The organism is Kribbella sp. NBC_00482 (genome assembly GCF_036013725.1).
Lineage (GTDB): Bacteria > Actinomycetota > Actinomycetes > Propionibacteriales > Kribbellaceae > Kribbella.
Genome location: NZ_CP107881.1, coordinates 906,894 through 926,800, shown reverse-complemented (window position 1 = coordinate 926,800; position 19,907 = coordinate 906,894). Strand labels below are relative to the sequence as shown.

General features: G+C 68.3%; 21 protein-coding genes. 8 read left to right on the top strand and 13 right to left on the bottom strand.

Features of this window, described 5'->3' with window-relative positions; genetic code table 11:
- Positions 1 to 92: 92 nt before the first annotated feature.
- The 5 genes from OHB24_RS04700 to OHB24_RS04680 are packed head-to-tail and all read right to left on the bottom strand — an operon-like array spanning position 93 to position 6,020.
- Entirely contained in the window at positions 93 to 1,733 is a 1,641-nt protein-coding gene (locus tag OHB24_RS04700) for a DNA repair helicase XPB (protein ID WP_327637705.1), read from the bottom strand.
- Between the two features lie 54 nt (positions 1,734 to 1,787).
- On the bottom strand, positions 1,788 to 2,432 hold the full coding sequence (locus OHB24_RS04695; RefSeq protein WP_327637704.1) for a DUF6000 family protein: 645 nt from the start codon (positions 2,430 to 2,432) through the stop codon (positions 1,788 to 1,790).
- Positions 2,432 to 4,714, bottom strand: a complete 2,283-nt coding sequence (locus OHB24_RS04690; RefSeq protein ID WP_327637703.1) for a helicase-associated domain-containing protein — start codon at positions 4,712 to 4,714, stop codon at positions 2,432 to 2,434. The genes OHB24_RS04695 and OHB24_RS04690 overlap by 1 nt, the downstream gene beginning before the upstream one ends.
- Positions 4,711 to 5,241 carry a kinase gene (locus OHB24_RS04685; RefSeq protein WP_327637702.1) on the bottom strand — a complete coding sequence of 177 codons (531 nt, stop codon included), beginning with the start codon at positions 5,239 to 5,241 and terminating at the stop codon, positions 4,711 to 4,713. The genes OHB24_RS04690 and OHB24_RS04685 overlap by 4 nt, the downstream gene beginning before the upstream one ends.
- The gene (locus tag OHB24_RS04680; RefSeq protein ID WP_327637701.1) at positions 5,238 to 6,020 is read right to left on the bottom strand and encodes a GNAT family N-acetyltransferase; all 783 of its coding nucleotides are present in this window, start codon (positions 6,018 to 6,020) and stop codon (positions 5,238 to 5,240) included. The genes OHB24_RS04685 and OHB24_RS04680 overlap by 4 nt, the downstream gene beginning before the upstream one ends.
- A 108-nt stretch (positions 6,021 to 6,128) precedes the next feature.
- On the opposite strand from OHB24_RS04680, the gene OHB24_RS04675 reads away from it, so the two are divergent.
- On the top strand, positions 6,129 to 6,911 hold the full coding sequence (locus OHB24_RS04675) for an alpha/beta fold hydrolase (protein WP_327637700.1): 783 nt from the start codon (positions 6,129 to 6,131) through the stop codon (positions 6,909 to 6,911).
- Here OHB24_RS04675 and OHB24_RS04670 read toward each other — a convergent pair.
- Positions 6,875 to 7,282, bottom strand: a complete 408-nt coding sequence (locus OHB24_RS04670) for a DUF427 domain-containing protein (RefSeq protein WP_327637699.1) — start codon at positions 7,280 to 7,282, stop codon at positions 6,875 to 6,877. The two genes, OHB24_RS04675 and OHB24_RS04670, sit on opposite strands and share 37 nt — an antisense overlap.
- Before the next feature lie 24 nt (positions 7,283 to 7,306).
- Here OHB24_RS04670 and OHB24_RS04665 point away from each other — a divergent pair, with 24 nt between their 5' ends.
- On the top strand, positions 7,307 to 8,179 hold the full coding sequence (locus OHB24_RS04665; RefSeq protein WP_327637698.1) for a LysR family transcriptional regulator: 873 nt from the start codon (positions 7,307 to 7,309) through the stop codon (positions 8,177 to 8,179).
- A complete protein-coding gene (gene dmpI, locus OHB24_RS04660; protein WP_327641015.1) occupies positions 8,166 to 8,447 on the top strand; it encodes a 4-oxalocrotonate tautomerase DmpI in 282 nt (93 codons plus the stop codon). Before OHB24_RS04665 ends, dmpI begins: the two co-directional genes overlap by 14 nt.
- Positions 8,448 to 8,461: 14 nt before the next feature.
- On the opposite strand, the gene OHB24_RS04655 is transcribed toward dmpI, so the two are convergent.
- From OHB24_RS04655 to OHB24_RS04645, 3 genes are read right to left on the bottom strand one after another with little or no spacing between them, the layout of a single operon-like run.
- Entirely contained in the window at positions 8,462 to 9,232 is a 771-nt protein-coding gene (locus OHB24_RS04655) for a metallophosphoesterase (protein ID WP_327637697.1), read from the bottom strand.
- A 19-nt stretch (positions 9,233 to 9,251) separates the two neighbouring features.
- Positions 9,252 to 10,487, bottom strand: a complete 1,236-nt coding sequence (locus OHB24_RS04650) for an Nramp family divalent metal transporter (RefSeq protein WP_327637696.1) — start codon at positions 10,485 to 10,487, stop codon at positions 9,252 to 9,254.
- 60 nt (positions 10,488 to 10,547) lie between these two features.
- A complete protein-coding gene (locus tag OHB24_RS04645; RefSeq protein WP_327637695.1) occupies positions 10,548 to 11,153 on the bottom strand; it encodes an SIMPL domain-containing protein in 606 nt (201 codons plus the stop codon).
- Between the two features lie 92 nt (positions 11,154 to 11,245).
- Between OHB24_RS04645 and OHB24_RS04640 the strand changes: the two genes are divergently transcribed.
- The 3 genes from OHB24_RS04640 (at position 11,246) to OHB24_RS04630 (ending at position 14,652) form a co-directional block, all read left to right on the top strand.
- Complete coding sequence (locus tag OHB24_RS04640) at positions 11,246 to 12,181, top strand: DUF6454 family protein (protein WP_327637694.1); 936 nt, start codon at positions 11,246 to 11,248, stop codon at positions 12,179 to 12,181.
- Between the two features lie 130 nt (positions 12,182 to 12,311).
- On the top strand, positions 12,312 to 13,973 hold the full coding sequence (locus OHB24_RS04635) for an AMP-binding protein (protein ID WP_327637693.1): 1,662 nt from the start codon (positions 12,312 to 12,314) through the stop codon (positions 13,971 to 13,973).
- Positions 13,974 to 14,073: 100 nt separating this feature from the next.
- On the top strand, positions 14,074 to 14,652 hold the full coding sequence (locus OHB24_RS04630; protein WP_327637692.1) for a hypothetical protein: 579 nt from the start codon (positions 14,074 to 14,076) through the stop codon (positions 14,650 to 14,652).
- On the opposite strand, the gene OHB24_RS04625 is transcribed toward OHB24_RS04630, so the two are convergent.
- Complete coding sequence (locus tag OHB24_RS04625; protein ID WP_327637691.1) at positions 14,642 to 15,748, bottom strand: MFS transporter; 1,107 nt, start codon at positions 15,746 to 15,748, stop codon at positions 14,642 to 14,644. The two genes, OHB24_RS04630 and OHB24_RS04625, sit on opposite strands and share 11 nt — an antisense overlap.
- 50 nt (positions 15,749 to 15,798) lie before the next feature.
- Here OHB24_RS04625 and OHB24_RS04620 point away from each other — a divergent pair, with 50 nt between their 5' ends.
- Positions 15,799 to 16,236, top strand: coding sequence for a winged helix-turn-helix transcriptional regulator (locus OHB24_RS04620; protein WP_327637690.1), 438 nt, complete (start codon positions 15,799 to 15,801; stop codon positions 16,234 to 16,236).
- Here the strand turns inward: OHB24_RS04620 and OHB24_RS04615 are convergent.
- A complete protein-coding gene (locus tag OHB24_RS04615; RefSeq protein WP_327637689.1) occupies positions 16,233 to 17,111 on the bottom strand; it encodes a LysR family transcriptional regulator in 879 nt (292 codons plus the stop codon). The two genes, OHB24_RS04620 and OHB24_RS04615, sit on opposite strands and share 4 nt — an antisense overlap.
- An 89-nt stretch (positions 17,112 to 17,200) precedes the next feature.
- Here OHB24_RS04615 and OHB24_RS04610 point away from each other — a divergent pair, with 89 nt between their 5' ends.
- The gene (locus OHB24_RS04610) at positions 17,201 to 18,364 is read left to right on the top strand and encodes an MFS transporter (RefSeq protein ID WP_327637688.1); all 1,164 of its coding nucleotides are present in this window, start codon (positions 17,201 to 17,203) and stop codon (positions 18,362 to 18,364) included.
- On the opposite strand, the gene OHB24_RS04605 is transcribed toward OHB24_RS04610, so the two are convergent.
- Entirely contained in the window at positions 18,338 to 19,285 is a 948-nt protein-coding gene (locus OHB24_RS04605; protein WP_327637687.1) for a R2-like ligand-binding oxidase, read from the bottom strand. The genes OHB24_RS04610 and OHB24_RS04605 overlap by 27 nt on opposite strands.
- Positions 19,282 to 19,875 carry a TetR family transcriptional regulator gene (locus tag OHB24_RS04600; protein ID WP_327637686.1) on the bottom strand — a complete coding sequence of 198 codons (594 nt, stop codon included), beginning with the start codon at positions 19,873 to 19,875 and terminating at the stop codon, positions 19,282 to 19,284. The genes OHB24_RS04605 and OHB24_RS04600 overlap by 4 nt, the downstream gene beginning before the upstream one ends.
- Positions 19,876 to 19,907 lie beyond the last annotated feature (32 nt).

Sequence of the window (19,907 nt, the reverse complement as noted above, 5' to 3'; positions counted from 1 at the left end):
GACAGTACGTATACGTCCACTGCGGCGAGACGCTCGGTCGGCTGAGCGTGGCGATCGGCCGACCGAGCGGACACCTCCTGTCGAGCTGCAGATCAAGCAAACAGGTTTTCGGCGTCGACGATTGTGTAGGCGTAGCCCTGTTCGGCTAGGAAGCGTTGGCGGTGGGCGGCGAATTCCGCGTCGATGGTGTCTCTGGCGACTATGGAGTAGAAGCGGGCGGTGCGGCCGTCGCCTTTGGGGCGGAGGACTCGGCCCAGGCGTTGGGCTTCTTCCTGGCGGGAGCCGAAGGTGCCGGAGACCTGGATGGCTACCGACGCCTCGGGGAGGTCGATGGAGAAGTTGGCGACCTTGGAGACCACCAGCCGCTTGATCTCACCGGTGCGGAAGGCCTGGAACAGCCGCTGGCGTTCTTTCACGGTCGTCTCGCCCTTGATCACCGGGCATTCCAGACGTTCGCCCAGCTCGTCCAGCTGGTCGATGTACTGACCGATGACGAGCAGCGGCTCGTCGGCGTGGTGCTCGGCGATCCGCCGTACCAGCTTCGACTTCGCCGGGGTGGAGGCGGCCAGGCGGTACCGGTCCTCGGGCTCGGCGGTCGCGTACACGAACCGCTCGGTCTGCTCGAGATCCACGCGGACCTCGATGCAGTCCGCGGGTGCGATCCAGCCCTGCGACTCGATGTCCTTCCACGGTGCGTCGTACCGCTTCGGGCCGATCAGCGAGAACACGTCACCCTCGCGGCCGTCCTCGCGGACCAGCGTCGCCGTCAGTCCGAGCCGGCGCCGGGTCTGCAGGTCGGCGGTCATCCGGAAGATCGGGGCGGGCAGCAGGTGCACCTCGTCGTACACGATCAGGCCCCAGTCGCGCGCGTCGAACAGCTCCAGGTGCGTGTAGACGCCCTTCCGGCGCGTCGTCATCACCTGGTACGTCGCGATCGTCACCGGCCGGATCTCTTTGCGTGCACCGGAGTACTCGCCGATCTCCTCCTCGGTGAGGGTGGTGCGCTTCAGCAGCTCGTCCTTCCACTGCCGCGCGGACACCGTGTTCGTGACCAGGATCAGTGTGGTCGCGGACGCCTGCGCCATCGCGGCCGCGCCGACGATCGTCTTGCCGGCACCACAGGGGAGCACGACGACACCGGAGCCGCCGTGCCAGAACGAGTCGGTCGCCTGCTCCTGGTACGGGCGCAGCTCCCAACCGTCGGTCACCAGGTCGATCTGGTGCGCCTCACCGTCGACGTACCCGGCCAGGTCCTCAGCGGGCCAGCCGAGCTTCAGCAGGGTCTGCTTGAGGTGACCGCGCTCCGACGGGTGCACCAGGACGGTGTCGTCGTCGAGCCGGGCGCCCAGCATGGGCTTCACCTTGGCGCTGCGCAGTACCTCTTCCAGCACCGGTCGGTCGGTGGTTATCAGCACCAGACCGTGCTGCGGGTGCTTCTCCAGCCGCAGCCGCCCGTATCGGTCCAGCGTCTCCGCGATGTCGACCAGCAACGAGTGAGGGACCGGGTACCGGCTGTAGCGCAGCAGTACGTCGATCACCTGCTCAGCGTCATGCCCCGCGGCCCGTGCGTTCCACAGGCCCAGCGGTGTCAGCCGATACGTGTGCACATGCTCCGGCGCCCGCTCCAACTCGGAGAACGGCGCGATGGCCTTCCGGCACTCGCTGGCCTCCGCATGCGCCGTCTCCAGCAACAAGGTCTTGTCCGACTGCACGATCAAAGGACCGTCCGACACCCGCAACTCCTATCCTCGCCCCGACCCTCCATTGTGCCTCGTCCCGCAAACGGGCTAGGACCTGGCGGCTCGGCGCTCCTGCTTCATCAGCCGGCGCAACCCCGGGTTGCCCCCGGCGGCGAACACGACTTCGGCGCGGATCTGCTCTGCGTAGGCCGCGAGATCTTCGTCGACGGAGCCCGGCCAGAGCTCCCACGGCCCGCCTTCGCCCAGGAAGCGCTGGGCGTAGGTGGTGCCCAGTTGCTCGTCGAGGTACAGGAGGGTGGCCAGAGCCTTGCCCTGGCACTGGGTCTCGAAACCCTCCCGCTCGACGGGCAGGGTCAGAGCGTGCTCGAGATACCCGACGAGGATCTGGGCGTCGGCCTCGGTGGCCAGGCACGCCAGAGGTACGCAGTAGCTGTAGGTCCAGCCGTTGCCGCGAGGCCGGCCCGCGAGCATGTCTGCTTCGATCCTCGGGCGCAGATCCGCACGCTTGCCGGCTGCGATGAGCCAGATCCCTGCCATGCTCGTCCGCGCGCCGGAGTCCAGCAGCAGGTTCAGATCCTTCGCGGGCGCCAGCCGTCCGCCCCACCGGAGCCGGAACTGGTACCAGGCCTGCCGTGGCCGCGGCCAGATCCAGGCGTCGATGATCAGCGGCCGGTAGCCGCTGTTCGGGGACCAGCGCCGCAGTGCCCGCAACGCGCGGTCCATGTCGTCCATCAGTCGACGGGGCGGGCGGTGGAGATTCGGTGGAGGGCGTAGGTGCGGGGGGTTTCGGTGGTGTCGTCGTAGGCGGTCAGCCAGCCGTCGGCTACTCGGACGGGTTCCACGACGCGTTCCGATGAGTGGCCGTTGTGGTCGACGTACGCGATCCAGGTGCGGGTGTGCGCCTCGGCGGCGTTGGTGAGGACGGCGATGGTTTCGGCGGGGGCCGCGGGTTCGATCAGGCCGTCGTCACCGGGGCGTTCGGCGGCGATCCGGTCGCCGGCGCGAACTTTCTCGATGACTGCCTTCACCTGGTCGTCGGTCAGATCGAACGCGCTCTCGTTGAAGTCCCGGCTGGTACGTCGACGCGGGGCCTCGCCACGTCGCGGCGCACCGGTCACATGCAACGCACCGTCGAACGTCTCCGCCAGCGGAGCCAATCCAGCGTCCCGCAGCCGACTCAGCACCATGTCCGGCGGCGACGGCGACACCACCACGGTCGGCGCCAGCCGCCGGAACCGCACACCAGGCAGGTTCGAGTTGAGCAGCTGGGTCAGCACGTTCTCGTCATCACACCGCAGGTATGTCGACGCTGTCCCCAGCCGCAGTACGCCGTGCCGTCGTGCAACGTCGTCGACCAGGTACGCCAACGGCTGAGGCACCGGCGTACGTGAATGCTCTGCCAACCACGTGTGCAACTGCTCCGCCGTACGCCCAAGGTCGAAAGCACGCCGTACGGAGCTCTCACTGAACCGGTAGACGACAGCCCCGCCGTCCGACTCGACGTCCGCCATGGCCGACAGCTCATCCTGCACGGTCCGCACCAAAGGTCCAGGAGCCACCGCAGTGAGGTCAGCCTGCAGCAGCACCTCAGACACCGGCTCCGGCATCAGCGGACTGATCGCCTCGGCCAGCTCGTCAGCTGTCGGCTCAGGTCCCAGCAACGGCTTCGCATGTGCTGCCAGCGCGCCCAACCCGGTCAGCCCGAGCAGTGCGGCCTCAGACACGCTCCACTCGACCAGGTCGTCGCGGAACTGCCCACCACGCCGCGGACGATGCCAGGCCACCCACATCACCACAGTCTCCGGAGGCGGCGCAGTACCCGCACCAGCCTCGGCCAGCGCCTGCAACGCCAACACCCGGATCTCCGGTGCCAGCAACCGCTCCAGGTCCGGTGCCAACGCGTTGATCAGCCGCTCCCGCGCAGCCGCAGTACTGCCCGTGCTGTCCCGCCGCCCGATCAGTCCGATCGCCCTGAGGCCGGAGAACCACGCCATGACGAGCTGGGCCCACCGATGCGCCAGGTCCAGCTCCAGCCAGTCGTCGTAGGCACTGGTCGGCAGCCACAGCTCAGTGGTCCCGACTTCCACCGCAGCAACGAGCCCAGCGGCGTACGCCATCTCCAGCACCGCTGCAGCGGTTTGCTCTTCCGCACCGATCTTTCCGGCCAGACTGCGTACCTCACGGACGCCAATGCCACCTGTGCGCAGCACGGGCGGCGGCTCGGTCCCCAGCTGCTCCAGAGCCCGGTCGACCAGCCGCACCAAGTCCAGCGCAGCACCTGCTGCAGCCCGGTCGGCGATAGATGCCGACACCTTCTTGCCGGCGAGCGGCGGCGGCACCGGACGCGTCGACGCCAGCACTCGCCCGCCCCGCAGGTGCAGCCCGATCTGCCGCGGCAGCACGACCGTGTTCGCATCCTTGGGTACGACGAGACCGCGCGCCAGCAACCGCTCCACCGGAGTCCGGGCCGACGCGATCGTCACCGGCCGATCGGCCTTCTCCACCGAACCGGTCGGCGGACCCCAGGTGAGCTTGTCGAGTACGGCGCGCGCGTCCGGACCCGCGTCGTCGATCAGCTGGTCCAGGTCACCGAAATGCCGCGTCGTGGTCGGACCGAGCCCAGCCGGCGTCGGGCCGAGCAGCTCGTGCACCGCACGGATCGGCCGCAGGTCGTCCTCGGTACCCCACACCAGAGCGAGGGCCAGCAGCTCAGTCACCCGCGGCCGGACCACCTCCTTCGACTGACCGACGCCCAGCGCCAACAGCCCCAGGTCCACCGGCTCCGGCAGGGCCGACAGTGACTCCAGCAGGTCCACACCGAACTCGTCCAGCCGGTTGATCGCCCGCGCAGCCGACGCGTTGCTCGTCGCCCGCGCAGCCAGCTGCCCGGTGTCCGCAGGAATCGGCAGGGCCAAGTCAGGCCGCCGCCGCAGCAGTTCACCGAGCGCGGCGTCACCCCAACCCCGCAACGCCTCAGCGAGGGTACGGGGACGGGTCGGCTCGGTCGTGCTCATCCCTCCAACGGTACGGGATCCGCTCCGAGGTCGGTCAGGATCTTGGCGACAGTCTCGTCCAGTGCGCTGTCCGGGCCGATCACGGTCTGCTGGATGCCGTCGAGTACGTCGTGTTCCCGGTACCAGTCCTGCATCACGTCTGGGCCGAACTCGTCGCAGTTCGGCCGCGTCCAGTGCCGTACGACGGTCTCCGAGTACGGGATGTCGAAGTAGTAGTGCAGTGTCGTCCCGCGGTGGTCGATCGTGAGCTGCCGCAGCATGTCGCCGTACCGGCCGGCGTCCATGATCCCCTCGAGCACCACGTCGTACCCGTGGTCGAGGGCGTAGCGAACGTTCAGATCGATCAGTCCGATGTTCACTCCACCGGGGACGTCGCGTTCGCGGAGCAGGATCCGGCGGAGGTGGTCCTGCTCGACCCACGCCGTACCGCGGCCGAGACGTTCGCGCAGTGTCCGGGCCGTGGTCGACTTGCCGGAGCCCGAGTTCCCGCGCAGTACGACGAGGCGGGTACTAGGACTCCCGGTCACTCAGCTGCTCCGGCGTGTCCGATCCGGTGGAAGCCGACGCGCTCGTAGACCGCTGCGACCGCGTCCGACTCGGCGGACAGCAGTACCAGGTCCACGCCGTTGTCCAGCGCGTGCTCGACCAGTGCCGAGGTCACGGCGGCTGCAAGGCCGCGGCGGCGCATGGAGGGCAGTGTGCCGACGCCGACGATCTCCGTGGTGGAGTCGACCGGCTGGTGGGTCCCGCTGGCGACCATGCCGTCGTCGGTGAACGCACCGGCAGTTACTGCCACGCCGCGGAGCGCCCTGCTCTGCAGCCCCAAGACCATGTCGGCCGACATCGCAGCAGCCGCTGAATCCCTCTCGGCCGGTCCAGCCGTGCCGACAGACGTACCCGGCTCGCGGAACGCCTCTCCGGCGACGGCACGCGCCTGCCGGACCGCATCTTCGTCAGCGGAGAGGATCTCGCAGCGGGCATCAGCCTTGGCAGGACGGAAGTCAGCGCGCTCCAGCACCAGCAACGGGTGCTGAACCACATTGAGCCCAGCCGCGGCCGCTGCGTCGCCCAACGAGGGACAGGTCTCCACGACCCACTCGAAGCTCAGCGGGATCTCCAGCTCGGCACACCGCGCGCGCACCAGTTCGATGTCCGCCGGTTCGATCTTCACCTCGGAGCCGGGCACCGGGCGCGCGTAGTACGGCCAAACCGTCGTACTGCGGAACAAGGCGAACGGTCCGACCTGTTCGGCGACCGAACCGGACAACGGGACCCTGTGCAGGTAGTCATCGACTCTGGTGATCATCGCGAAGCAGTGAATCACCCAGAACGCCCACGCGCCACCAGATATGTCGAAGCGTCTCGAACGGCTCCGACGTCCTCTTCGTCAGCAACGACGACAGAGGAGCAGCAGATGGAGAAAGTGACATCCGCGGACGGTACGACGATCGCCTACGACCGCCTGGGCAGCGGGCACCCGCTGATCCTGGTCGGGGGAGCACTGTGCGATCGGAACGCGCTCCGGCCGCTGGCCGACGAGCTGGCGAACCACTTCGACGTGGTGACGTACGACCGCCGCGGCCGCGGTGACTCCGGTGACTCCGGTGACAACACGCCGTACGGCGTCCAGCGCGAGGTGGACGACATCGCCGCGCTACTGACAGCCGTCGGTGGTACGGCGGCTCTCTACGGGCACTCGTCCGGTGCGGGACTGGCCGCGATCGCAGCGAGCCGGCTGCCGTTCACCAAGGTCGTGCTGCACGAGCCGCCGTACGGGCCGGACGACGTGGACCCGTCGGACGACGGCGAGCAAGTGCTCGAACTGATCCGGGACGGCCAGAACCAGGAGGCGGTCGAGCTGTTCCTGCTGATGACAGGCATGCCCAAACCAGAGGCGTTGCAGGTTGCCGCTACCCCGGGCGTGGCCGAACTCGCGCCGACACTCGCCTACGACTTCGCCGTCATGGGCCACGAAGGCACCACCCCGGTCGAAACGCTCCGCGCGATCAAGCCGCCGACCCTCGTCATCGCCGGGACGGCGACGGCGCCGTTCATGCTCGACGCCGCCCACCGCATCGTCCCGATCCTGCCGAACGCGACACTCCGGGAACTACCCGACCAGCATCACGTCGTACCGCCGGAGCTCCTCGCCCCGGTGATTCAAGCGATGATCTCGATCGACACCTTGTCGGGGTAGAAGGCGACGTGGTCGCGGATGTCGGCGACCGCCTCGTACGGCTGCTCGTACGTCCAGACCGCGTTCTCGCCGTCCGCCCCGGCGGGAAGGAGGCTGTAGTACGACGCGTCGCCCTTGTACGGGCAGTAGGTCTGATGCTCGGTGCGCTCGAGCAGCGTGAGGTCGACGTCATCGCGCGGGATGTACTGCACCGCCGGGTAGTTCGCCTCCTGCAGCGACAGCGCGTCCCGGGTGTCCGCGATGACCTGGTCGCCGACCTTCACGACCACACGGTCCGGGTTCTTCTCCACGGTGATCGGGTGGTCCGGTCCAGGAATCTTCACAGTCTTGTCCGCCATGACCGCTGACAACCCGGCACGGGCTCGTCTCATTCCCGGATCCGCCATGATCATCAGATGGAGTTACGGCAGATCCAGTACTTCGTCACCGTCGCCGAGGTACTCAACTTCGGCCGCGCCGCCGAGCAGCTCGGCATCGGCCAGCCGGGCGTGAGCCAGCAGATCGCCCGCCTGGAGCGCGAGCTGGACGTCCTCCTCTTCGACCGCTCGGCCCGCGCGATCCGGCTGACCGAGGCAGGTCAACGCTTCCTCCCGGCTGCGCGCGCCGTACTCGCGTCCGTCGAAGCCGCCCGCACCGCCGCCACCGGCAGCCCCGGTCGCATCCTCCGCCTGGGAACCAGCACCGGACTGGGCGAACGGCTCGAGACCGTCGTCGCGGAGCTATCCGCCGAAGGGCTCCGGGTCGAGCTGATCAGCACCTCGACCCGCGCCCGTCTGGACCGCGTCCGCAGTGGCCAGCTGGACGCGGCCTTTGTCCGTGGTCTCGACGAGGCAGCCGGACTGGAGTTCGTCCCGGTCTGGGAAGACGCCCTCCTGATCGCTCTGCCAAGATCCGTCGCCCCGGACCACGAGATCCCGTTGAAGGACCTTCGTGAGCTGCCGCTCCGGATCACCGAGCGCCGTACGAATCCACCGCTGGTCGACCTGGTGATGTCGGCCTGCGCCGCCGCAGGTTTCGAGCCGGTGCTCGGCCCACGCTCCAGCAGCCTGCAGGACACGCACGCCGCGATCGGCGCGGGCAGTCCGAGCTGGACGGTCATCTACGAGTCGCACGCCCGCCTGCTCCGCGAAGGACGGGTGGTGTTCCGGCGGCCAAGCCCGCGGCTCGCGCTGACCACGAGCCTCGCGGTCCCGGCCGGTACGACGGTCAGCGGCGACCTCGCCGTACTGCTCGAGGCTTGCCGGAAGGCGTCCGATCAGTTCGAGTGATGGGAGGACATCGGAACTGCGTCTCGTTCCCGACGGCCGGGAGGGCTGGAATGGGCTCAGAACCCACCAACGAAAGGGAAATCTGATGCCCATCGTCACCGTCCTGCAAGGCCCGCGGACCCCGGAACTCAAGCGCGAACTGGTCCAGAAGGTCACCGACGCGTTCGTCGACAGCCTCGGCGTCCCGGCCGAGAGCGTCCAGGTCTGGATCCAGGAGACGCCTCCGGACAGCTGGGCCGTCGGCGGCACGCTCACAGCCGACAAATAGCTCCACCCGCGGAGTCACTCGGCGGTGAGCTCGACCACCAGGCACGGGCCGCCGTCGAAGGCGCCGCCGTCGATGCCCAGGGCGAGACCGTCGGCGTACAGGTGCGGGCCGGTCAGGAACTGCGGGTCGATGCCGATCTGGTCGGCGACGATGCTGTGACCGTGCACGATCCGGCGGCCGCCGAGGTGCTGGAGGAGGATCCGGGCCACCTCCGGACCGGTCGGGCCGCGGAACGCGTACCGCGACGTCGTCCGGCGCCAGATCTCCCACCACACCTCGATGTCGTCGGAGTGCAGCTCGGCCCCGGCCGTGGCGTTGATCTGTCCGATCGTGTCGCCCCACTCGACGTACTCGGCGGTGTCGGAGTGCATCAGCAACTGGTCGGCGTCCAGTCCGAGCAGCGGCTGGTCGAGCAGCCAGGTGACGTCGTCGTCGGTGAGCAGCTCCTGGTCGCGGTCCTGGCCGCCGTTCAGGGCCCAGGAACGCTCGAAGCTGCGCAGCGTGATGCCGTCGTGCGGGACGAACCTGTCGCCGAACTTGTACATCCCGAGCGCGAGGATCTCGTGGTTGCCGAGCAGCATCCGGATGGCGCCGTCCGGTGCCTGGTCGATCAGGCCGCGGACGTACCGCAGGACGCCGATGCCGTCCGGGCCGCGGTCGAAGAAGTCGCCGAGGAACCACAGCCGGGTGTCCTCGTCGCCGGTCCAGTTGCCGTCGGCATCGGTGAGGCCGGCGGTGTGCAGTGCGGCAGTCAGTTTCTCCAGGTGGCCGTGGATGTCGCTCACGGCGTACACCCGGGTCACGTCATCCCCGCACAGTCAGCACGATCAGTACGACGTTGAGGGCCGTGACGGCGGTGGCTACCAGGCATGCGGCGAGAGTAGTCGCCTTGCGGTTGACGAGGTCGCCCATGACGCGCCGGGAAGCGGTCAATCTCACCAAAGGCCACAGCGCGCACGGGATCCCGAAGCTCAGCACCACCTGTGAAACCACCAGGGCGCGGCTCGGGTCGATGCCGATCGCAAGGATCACCAGAGCGGGGATCAGGGTGATCAGGCGCCGGACCGGGAGCGCTACGTGCCGTTTCCAGAAGCCGTCCAGGATGACCGAACCGGCGTACGTCCCGACCGAGGAGGACGCGAATCCGCTGGCCAGCAGGGCGAGCGCGAACAGCAGGGCCGGGAGCTGGCCGAGCCGGTCGCCGATCGCGAGGTGGGCGGCGTCGAGGGAGTCGGCGCCGGTGCCCTTCAGCGCAGCCGCGGCCAGCACGACCATCGCCAGGTTGACCGCTCCGGCGAGCGCCATCGCGACTGCTACGTCGATCCGGGTGGCACGCAGTACACGCGACTTGCCGCTCTCGGAGCGGATGGTCTTCCAGTGCCGGTCGGTGACGAGTGCGCCGTGCAGCCAGATCGCGTGCGGCATCACCGTCGCGCCGAGCATTCCGGCCGCGAGCACCAGTGAATCGGTCCCGTCCAGCCGCGGCACCATTCCGCCGACGACACCGCTCGCGGACGGGTCCGACTTGACCGTCGACACGACGAAGCCGACCAGTACGACGGCGAGCAGGCCGATGATCGCGGCCTCGAACGGCCGCTGGCCGCGCTTCGACTGATAGATGAGCAGCGCGAACGAGACGATGCCGGTGATCACGCCGCCGACCAGCAGCGGGATGCCGAACAGCAGGTTCAGCGCGATCGCACCGCCGACCACCTCGGCCAGGTCGGTCGCGATCGCCACCACCTCGGCCTGCGCCCACAGCCCGGTCGACGTGGACCGGCGGAAGTGGTCACGGCACAGCTGGGGCAGCGTCCGCCCGGTCGCGATGCTGGCCTTGGCGGCCAGATACTGCACCAGGACGGCCATCAGGTTGGCGCCGACGACCACCCAGCACAGCAGGTAGCCGTACGTCGCACCGGCGGCGATGTTGGTCGCGAAGTTGCCCGGGTCGACGTACGCGACGGCGGCGACGAACGCCGGTCCGAGCAGTAACAGCCCGGACCGACTCAGTTGCCGCCGTAGCGGAGCCGGTGCATACATGAGAGCAGTCTGTACGACGCCGCCGACAACGCAACCCTTGTGCTCGTTTTGAGACGCGCGTTACGCCCAGGCGAAGTGCACCTGGAGAGAGACCACGACGTTCTGGTCGTCGGGGACGATGTTGATGGCCGAGTCGTACGCCTTGGACGCGGACAGCCGGGTCTCCGGCCCGAGCGGCGTGTGGCCGTGGTTCTCGGCAATCGCGGTCACCGAGCCCAGCGAGAACCCGGCCAGGCCGGCCAGGTGCGCGGCCTTCGTCTTGGCCTGCTGGAACGCCAGCTCGCGGGCCTGGATCAGCAGCTCGGACTTGTCCTCGATGTCGAACTGCAGCCCGTGCAGCGCGAGACTGTTGCCGATAGCATCCACGGCCGCGTTCAGCAGCGCGCCGAAACCGGTCAGGTCCTTCGTCTCCACCAGGACCGTGTGCGACGCCCGGTACGCCGGGTCCGTGCCGGGCTCCCGGTACTCCTGGAACACGTTCACCGAGCTCGTGCCCAGCTGCGACTCCTCGACCCCCTGCGCCCGCAGCGCCGCGATCACCGCGTCCGTGCGCTCGCCTACTGTCGCTACAGCGGCCGCGACATCCTGTGCGACCTGCTCGACGCCGAACGTGACGCGCAGGATGTCCGGCGTACCACTGACCTGCCCTGACCCGACAACACTCACCCCTGTGTCCATAACGGCCAGTCTGGCATCACCTGCAAGTCATCTGGGCATCTCACGCTGCAGCATCGACTTTCGAGCTGAGGAGACCGTCAATGCGCAGACGACTGCTGACCGTTGCCGCCCTGGCCGGTGTGTTGCTCACCGGCCTGACCACCGCCCAGGCCACCGGGAGGGACTCTGACGTCACCCGTGCCTTCCAGGCCACAGACCGCAGTACGGCGTGGTCGCTGGCGGAGCGGGTGCCGCTGAAGTTCCCGACGTACCACCCGCAGGGGTTCGCGCTGGTCGGGGACCTGATCTTTCTGAGCAGTGTTGAGGTGCTGGAAGCGCCGGTGAAGTACCCGGTGCCGGTGGACGGGTACGACCGGACACCTGGCAATGGCATCGGGCACCTGTTCGTGCTGGACCGGCAGGGCAACCTGAAGAAGGACATCCGGCTTGGTGAGGGTACGGCGTACCACCCGGGCGGGCTGGACTTCGACGGGAAGGACCTGTGGGTACCGGCCGCGGAGTACCGGCCGAACTCGCGGGCGATCGTCTACACGGTCGACCCGAAGACGTACCGGGTTACTGAGCGTTTCCGGGTGAAGGATCACGTCGGGGGAGTAGTACGCGACCGGACGACCGGCCAGGTGCATGGGGTGAGCTGGGGCTCCCGCACCCTCTACGACTGGACCCCCGCGGGCAAGCAGCTGGGCAAGGTCGCCAACGAGTCCCACCTCCTCGACTACCAGGACTGCGACTACGCCGCCCGCGGCAAGCAACTGTGCGGCGGCGTCACCACACTGCCCGGCCCCAACAACACGTCCTACGACCTAGGCGGCCTAGCCCTCCTGGACCTCCGCACCAACCGCATCCTCCACGAAATCCCCTTCCCCTACTTCTCCCCCACCACCAACCACAACGCCACCCGAAACCCAGTAGCCCTGGAAACCACCCCCACCAAACTCCGCCTCTACACAGCCCCCGACGACGGCGAAACCCCCGGCGGCACCGAACTCCAGGTCTACGAAGCCCTGCTCAAGTAGGGGCGGACGTCCAGGCCATCACAATCGCCGGCCGGAGAGGCGCTCAGGCGTGAGCGCTCCCGCTGGCCGCCCATTGTGATGGCCTGGCGGTCCGCATCATGGGCGGGGATGCCCCTGTTTCCTGCCGCGCGTGCACTTGCAGAGGCATCTGAGCGGCGTGAACATGGCAACCATGAGCCAGCCGTCGTACGCGTCCGGGGTGTCCGAGGTTCCGTTGCTGGGCGAGACGATCAGCGCGAACCTGAGACGCACGATCAGCACGTACGGCGACCGCGAGGCGCTCGTGGAGGTGCAGACCGGGCGGCGCTGGACGTACGACGAGTTCGGCGCCGAGGTCGAACTGGTCGCGCGCGGCCTGATGGCCCGCGGGATCGCGAAGGGCGATCGGGTCGGCATCTGGGCCCCGAACCAGGCCGAATGGACGATCACGCAGTACGCCACCGCGCTGATGGGCGCGATCCTGGTGAACATCAACCCGGCGTACCGCACCCACGAACTGGCCTACGCGCTGAACCAGTCCGGCGTCCGGCTGCTGATCTCCGCGACCGCCTTCAAAACAAGCGACTACCGGGCGATGGTCGAGGAGGTGAAGCCCGGCCTCACGACGCTCGAGGAGACGATCTACCTCGGCACCGGCGACTGGGACGCCCTCCGCGACGACGCCGCGCGGATCCCGCTCGACGAGCTGCACGCCCGCGAGGCGGAGCTGTCCTTCGACGACCCGATCAACATCCAGTACACCAGCGGTACGACGGGATTCCCGAAGGGCGCGACGCTCAGCCACCACAACATCCTGAACAACGGCTTCTTCGTCACCGAGACGATCGCGTTCACCGCCGACGACCGGCTGTGCATCCCGGTGCCGTTCTACCACTGCTTCGGCATGGTGATGGGCAACCTCGGCTGCACCACGCACGGCGCGTGCATGGTGATCCCGGGGCCGGCGTTCGACCCGGCCGCGACGCTCAAGGCGGTGCAGGACGAGCGGTGCACCGGGCTGTACGGCGTACCGACGATGTTCATCGCCGAACTCGGGCTGCCGGACTTCGCGGACTACGACCTGACGTCGCTGCGGACCGGCGTGATGGCCGGATCGCCGTGCCCGGTCGAGGTGATGAAGCGCTGCGTCGCGGACATGCACATGGCCGAGGTCGCGATCTGCTACGGCATGACCGAGACGTCGCCGGTGTCCACGCAGACCAGGCGCGACGACGACCTGGACCGCCGTACGTCGACGGTCGGACGCGTGATGCCGCACGTCGAGGTGAAGCTCGTCGACCCGGCGACCGGGCTCGTCGTCGAACGCGGTGCGCCCGGCGAGCTGTGCACCCGCGGGTACTCCGTGATGCTCGGGTACTGGGACGAGCCGGCGAAGACCGCCGAGGCGATCGACGAGGCGCGCTGGATGCACACCGGCGACCTCGCGACGATGCGCGCGGACGGGTACGTGAACATCGTGGGGCGGATCAAGGACATGGTCATCCGCGGCGGCGAGAACGTGTACCCGCGGGAGATCGAGGAGTTCCTCTACACGCACCCGTCGATCGCCGACGTCCAGGTCGTTGGCGTCCCCGACGAGAAGTACGGCGAGGAACTCTGCGCCTGGATCAAACTCAAGCCCGGCGCGGACCCGCTCGACGCGGAAGCCGTCAAGGCCTTCGCCACCGGCAAACTCGCTCACTTCAAGATCCCGAAGTACGTCGTCCTCGTCGACGACTTCCCGATGACCGTCACCGGCAAGATCCGCAAGATCGAAATGCGCGAGAAGTCCGTCGAACTCCTGGGACTGTGACCTGTACGGGCCCGCAAGGGCCTGGGAGGGTGGGGGAGTAGTCACGTGTCGCGAACGGGGCGCGTTCGTGGGGGAGAACACTGACCAGGGGGCAACACCGATGAAGTTGCGACATCGAACACCCATGGCCTGCGCGGCCGTCCTGCTCGCCATGACAGCCGCCGTCCCGGCGTCGGCAGCACCGATCGAGCGAGGTCACTTCGAGGATGCCGGCACCGGCGTGATCGAGGACTTCTGCGGCAGCGGGGACGACGTGCACTTCGACTTCACGAACTGGGGATCGTTCCAGTACCGCACGCATCCGAGGGGCGGACTGCCCTACTTCCGGGAGAACGCGCACCTGACCAACACCCTGACGAATCTGTCCAACGGCAAGCTGGTGACTCATGTGCTTGATCTTGTGCACAAGGACACCCAGGTGACCGACAACGGGGACGGCACCCTGACGATCAGGATCCGTGAGACAAGCGGTGACAGATGGTTCGACTCCCGCGGCAGACTGGTCCTTCAGGACAGCGGGGCGGTGTGGTTCGACATCCTGGTGGACAACGGCGGTACGCCGGCCGACCCGTCCGACGACGAGTTCATCGACTCGTTGGGAGATGTGAAGGTCGTCGGTCAGGAAGGTAACGCGACCGACGAGAACTTCTGCGACAAGATCCTCGCGATCATCGGCTGATCGTCGTCAGTACGGAACCCAGTCCGAACGCTGCGCCGAGGATACAGACGCCGGTCCAGCCGGCGCGTTCGTAGATCACGGTCGATGCGATCGCGCCGGCGCCGCTGCCGAGTGAGTAGAAGATCATGTAGCCGCCGATGATCCGGCCGCCCGCCTCCGGCCGGAGCGGGTAGATCAGGCTCTGGTTGGTGACGTGGATTGCCTGTACGGCGAGGTCTAGCAGTACTGCCCCGATCGCCAAGCCCAGCAGGGAATGCGCCGTCGCCAGCCAACTCGTTGCCAGGAGCATCGAAGCGGTCGTGGTGACGAGCGGCCCGCGTCCGCGATCGGCGAGGCGGCCGGCGGGTCCGGCGGCGAGTGCGCCGGCTGCGCCGATCAGGCCGAAGGCGCCGATCTCGGTGTGGGACAGGCCGCGCTCGGTGAGAGGCAATGCGATCGAGGTCCACAGCGTGCTGAAGGACGCGAAGATGAAGAAGGCGCGGATCGCGCTCTCGCGGAACAGTTGTTCCTGCCAGAGGCTGACGGTGGATCGCAGTAGTTCGGCGTACGTCAGTCGAAGCCGGGGCTGTGGGGCTGAGCGGACGAGGAATGTGGCGATCGCGAGGGAAACGGCGCAGGCGATCAGGTAGACCGCTCGCCAGCCGAGGATGTCCGTGAGGATGCCGGAGGTGGTTCGCGCCAGCAGGATGCCGATGACGATCCCGCTCGTGATGGTGCCGACTGTGCGACCACGTCGGGCGGGCTCGCTCAGCGCGGCGCCGTACGCGACCAGCGACTGGGTGACGACGGCCAGCGTTCCGACCGCGGCCAGGCCGGCCAGCAGCATTGCGGCGTTCCGGGCGACGCCGGTGATCAGTAGCGCGACGGCCAGCAGCGTGAACTGGATCCGGATGAGCCGGCGGCGGTCGAGCAGATCGCCCAGCGGGACGAGGAAGAACAGGCCGAGGCCGTAGCCGATCTGCGTGACGGTCACGAAGACGCCGACCGTTCCCGGCTCGATACCGAGGTCGGCGCCCATCGTGACGAGCAGCGGCTGGGCGAAGTACACGGTGGCGACCGCGACGCCGGCTGCCACCGCCAAGCTTCTTGGTTGCATGTTGCTACCGTAAGAGGAGTTGGTAGCATGTTGCAACCAGGAGGTGTGGGATGGTCAAGAGGACCAGGTTCGACGGTGAGAGCTGCCCGGTGGCGCGGTCGGTGGACGTGGTCGGCGACTGGTGGTCACTGCTGATCGTGCGGGACGCGTTCGACGGCAGCCGGCGGTTCGGTGACTTCCAGCGGAGCCTCGGGGTCGCGAAGAACATCCTCAGTGCGCGTCTGCGATCCCTGGTCGACAACGGCATTCTCGAGACCGTCCCGGCCGGCGCCCGCCACGAGTACGCCCTGACAGCCAAGGGCGAGGCGCTCTTCCCGGTCATCGTGGCGCTCCGCCAGTGGGGTGAGGCCTTCGCCTTCGACCCCGGTGAGCCGCACTCGCAACTCCTGGACCGCCGCGATCAGCAGCCGCTTCGGCCGCTCGAAGTACACGCCGCCGACGGCCGCCTGGTCGCCGCGGCAGACACCGAGGTACGCAAGGTTGGCTAGGTCTTCAGGTGTTCGGCGAAGGCCTTGACGGACGGGGTTTGTTCGCCGCGGCGCCAGATGAGGGCGAGGGCGGAGTCGGGGAGGCCGGTCAGGGGGACCGTGGTGATGCCGGCGCGGCCGTTGAGGGTGGCGGTGGGTTGGCAGATGAGCATCGCGCCGCGGTTGGCGGCGATGAGGGAGAGGCCTTCCTGCAGGGTGTTGACGTCGGGGCCGCGGTGGATAAGTGCGCCGCTGGGTGTCTGGGTGGGAGCTTGGGCCTGGCGCCAGTACCCAGGGGCCGGGCCGGAGAAGGCGATCAGGGTCTCGCCGGCCAGGTCCTCGGCGTCGACCGAGGCTCGGTCGGCGAGCCGGTGTCGTTTGCATACCGCGAGCGTTTGCGGATGGCGCGAGAAGACCGGTCCGACGACCAGGTCGTCCTCGGCGACCGGCAGCAGTACGACAGCCGCGTCGACGGTGCCGCGGCGGAGCGCGCCGAACGGGTCGTTCAGCGGGAGCTCGCAGACATCGATCAGGCAGTTCGGGTTGCGCGCCTGGAACGCCGACACCGCCCGGAGAATCTCGTCGTTCGCGGCACCCTGGAATCCGATCCGCAGCTTGCCCTTCACCTGGGCGGCGTACTCGCGGGCGTTCTCGACCACCCGCTCCAAAGCGGCGTACGCCGGCCGCAGTGAGGTCAGGAACTCCTTGCCCAATGGCGTCAGCGCCACCCGGCGGCTGGTCCGCTCGAACAGCGGCCCGCCGATCCGCCGCTCCAGCGACTGCAGCAGTTGGCTGACCCGGCTCTGCGACAGGTAGAGCCGTTCCGCCGTACGACCGAAGTGCAGCTCGTCCGCCAAGACGAGGAAGCACTCCAGTTCGCGGACCTCGACAGCCATGACTCCAACGATCATCGATTAGCTCAGCTAATACAAGCATGATCACATCGCCGTTGTTCCGCACCACCTCCAAGCGGCTCACTGGAGACATGACAACGATCTGCGTCGACCGGCCGGCCACCGACGCGCGCGCGTGGGCCGCGTCCGTGACCATGGCCGCCACGGTCTTCACCGTGGTCACCGCCGAGATGCTCCCGGTCGGCCTGCTCACCCCGATGAGCAACACCTTCCACATCACCGAAGGCACCGCCGGCCTGAGCCTCACCGTCACCGGCATCGTGTCCGCGGTCGCCTCACCTGTCCTCCCGCTGCTGCTCGGCAAGCTCGACCGCAGAACCGTCCTCGGCGGTCTGATGGTCCTGCTCGCCTTCGCCGCATTCATCGCCGCAGCGGCCCCGGTCTACCCGATCTTCATCGCAGCCCGGGTCCTGATGGGCATCTCGATCGGCGGCGTCTGGCTCTTCACCGTCAGCCTCGCGCGCCGCGTCGTACCCGAACAGGCCGCCGGACCGGCCACCTCGCTCATCTTCAGCGGCATCGGGATCGCCTCGGTGCTCGGGATTCCGGCCGGCGCGTACGTCGGTGAACTCGTCGGCTGGCGCTGGGCCTTCGCCGGCGTCGGACTGCTCGCACTCGGACTGACTGTTGCCCTAAGCATCTTCCTGCCCAATCTGCCCCCGGAGCGCGCGGTCCGGCTGGCCGACGTACGGGAAGTCCTGCAACTCAAGCAGGTGAGAGTAGGCCTGGTCCTCGTCGCGCTGATCGTGACCGGCCACTTCGCGGCGTACACCTACATCCGTCCGCTCCTCGAGCCGCACACCGGCCCGGCGCTGATCGGCACCCTGCTTCTCGCGTACGGCGTGGCCGGTGTCATCGGCAACTTCTTCACCGGCGCTCTCCGCCCGACCCGCGCTCTCGCCGTCATCGCAGGAGGAATCGCCCTGGCCGCGCTGGCCATGCCCGTCCTCGGCACCACCCTCACCGGATCCCTTGTCCTGCTGGTGATCTGGGGCCTCGCGTACGGCGGAACGAGTGTCAGCACGCAAGCGTGGGGACACGCGGCGGCGCCCAGTGCCCCCGAATCATCGTCCGCTGTCCTGGTGGGGGTGTACAACGGATCGATCGCACTGGGCGCCTTCACCGGCGGCCAGGTCGCCGACCGTCTCGGTACGACGACGGTCACCTGGCTCCCCGCGATCCTCGCGACCGCGGCGCTCCTTGTCCTCCTAGCGAACCGCCGCCAGCGCGGCTGAGTCCTCGTCGCCGAAGTCGTCCTCGAGCTTCTCCGGGGAGTAGTCGAGGTCGATCCCGGCCACGTCCGCGCCGACGGCCGACTCGATCGCGCCGAGCCGGCGGGTGGCGCGGTCGCCGGCGTACGTCATCAACGCGGTCGGGTTGATCTCCGGCGGGAGCTCGGGGGAGTTGTCCATCGCCCACTGGATCTGCGTCAGCGCGTGCGGCAGGAGTTCCTCCATCGTGTCGGTGACGACCTTCCAGTTCGAGGCGTCGCCGGCGACGTGCCGGCGGCAGGTGAACGTGCCCCACGCCATGTGCCGCCGCTCGTCGTCGCCGATCCGGCGGATCAGCTCCTGCATCCCGGGCAGGACGCCGCGCGCTGTACAGAGCAGGTTCCACGCGTGGTACCCGGTGAGGGCCAGAGTCCCTTCCACCACATGGTTGTAGGTCACGGAGGCTTTGACCTGGTTCGCCGGTGACGGGTCGTCGGCGAGCGACTTGAGCGCGACGGGCAGCGCCTCGTAGAAGATCGCGCGGTAGCCCGGGTTGTTCTCGACGTACCGGTGCAGGTCCTCGGTGACGCCGACGGCGTCCAGCCAGAGCCGGAAGACCGCGGTGTGCTTGGCCTCCTCGAAGCAGAACTGGGTCAGGTACATCTCGTCGCCGAACCGCCCCTCGGCGGCCATCGCCTGCAGGAACGGCTGCAGGTCCTCGGTCACCGCCTCCTCGCCCGCGATGAACTGCGAGCAGAGCAGCAACGCGTTGTCCTTGTCGTTGTCGCCCAGCTCCTGCCAGTCCTTGGCGTCCTGGCTGAAGTCGATGTCGCGCGGGTTCCAGAACTTGCGATTGCCCTTGTCGAACAGCCGCAGCGGCAACGCGTCCCAGTTCAGCCCACCGGCTCGGAGCGAGGTGAAGCCCTGTCTGTGCAGCTCGTTCATACGTGCAGCCTCCGAGACTCGGCGAGGAAGGGCGAGAGGACGCGAGCCAGCTGCGCCGCCACCACCGCCGGGGGAGGGCCCGGGGTGACGATGTGGCTGATGACGACGCGCAAGGCGACGTCGACGCAGCTGGTCGCGTCCTCTGCGGGAACCTCCGGCCAGTGCTCTCTGACATGGGCATCCAGCCGAAGGTGTGCCAGTTCCAGCACCTGCTGCCCCCGTGTCGTCAGCAGCTGACTGGCCTGGTCCGATCCCGGCTGGCCCAGCGCCGCCTTGACCAGCGGGTTGTCCCCGGCCAGCGTGAGCGCCCGCTCGACCGCGGCCCGGAGGCCGTCGATCGGGTCGGACTGCTCGGCGAGCGCCGCATTCACATCCAGCAGGAACCGCTCGGTCTCGCGTGCCGCGACGGCCTCCAGTACGCCCCACTTGTCGCCGAACTCGTTGTAGACGGTCTGCCGGGACACCCCGGTACGACGAGCCACCTCGGCCATCCGTAGCCCGTCGTACCCACCTGTTTCGATGGCGTCCTGTGCAGCGTCCAGCAACTCGTCGCGCAGCCGGCGTTTGGTTCGATCGGCAAACGAGTCCATGCCGATGAGGGTTTACAAAACCGATCCGAATG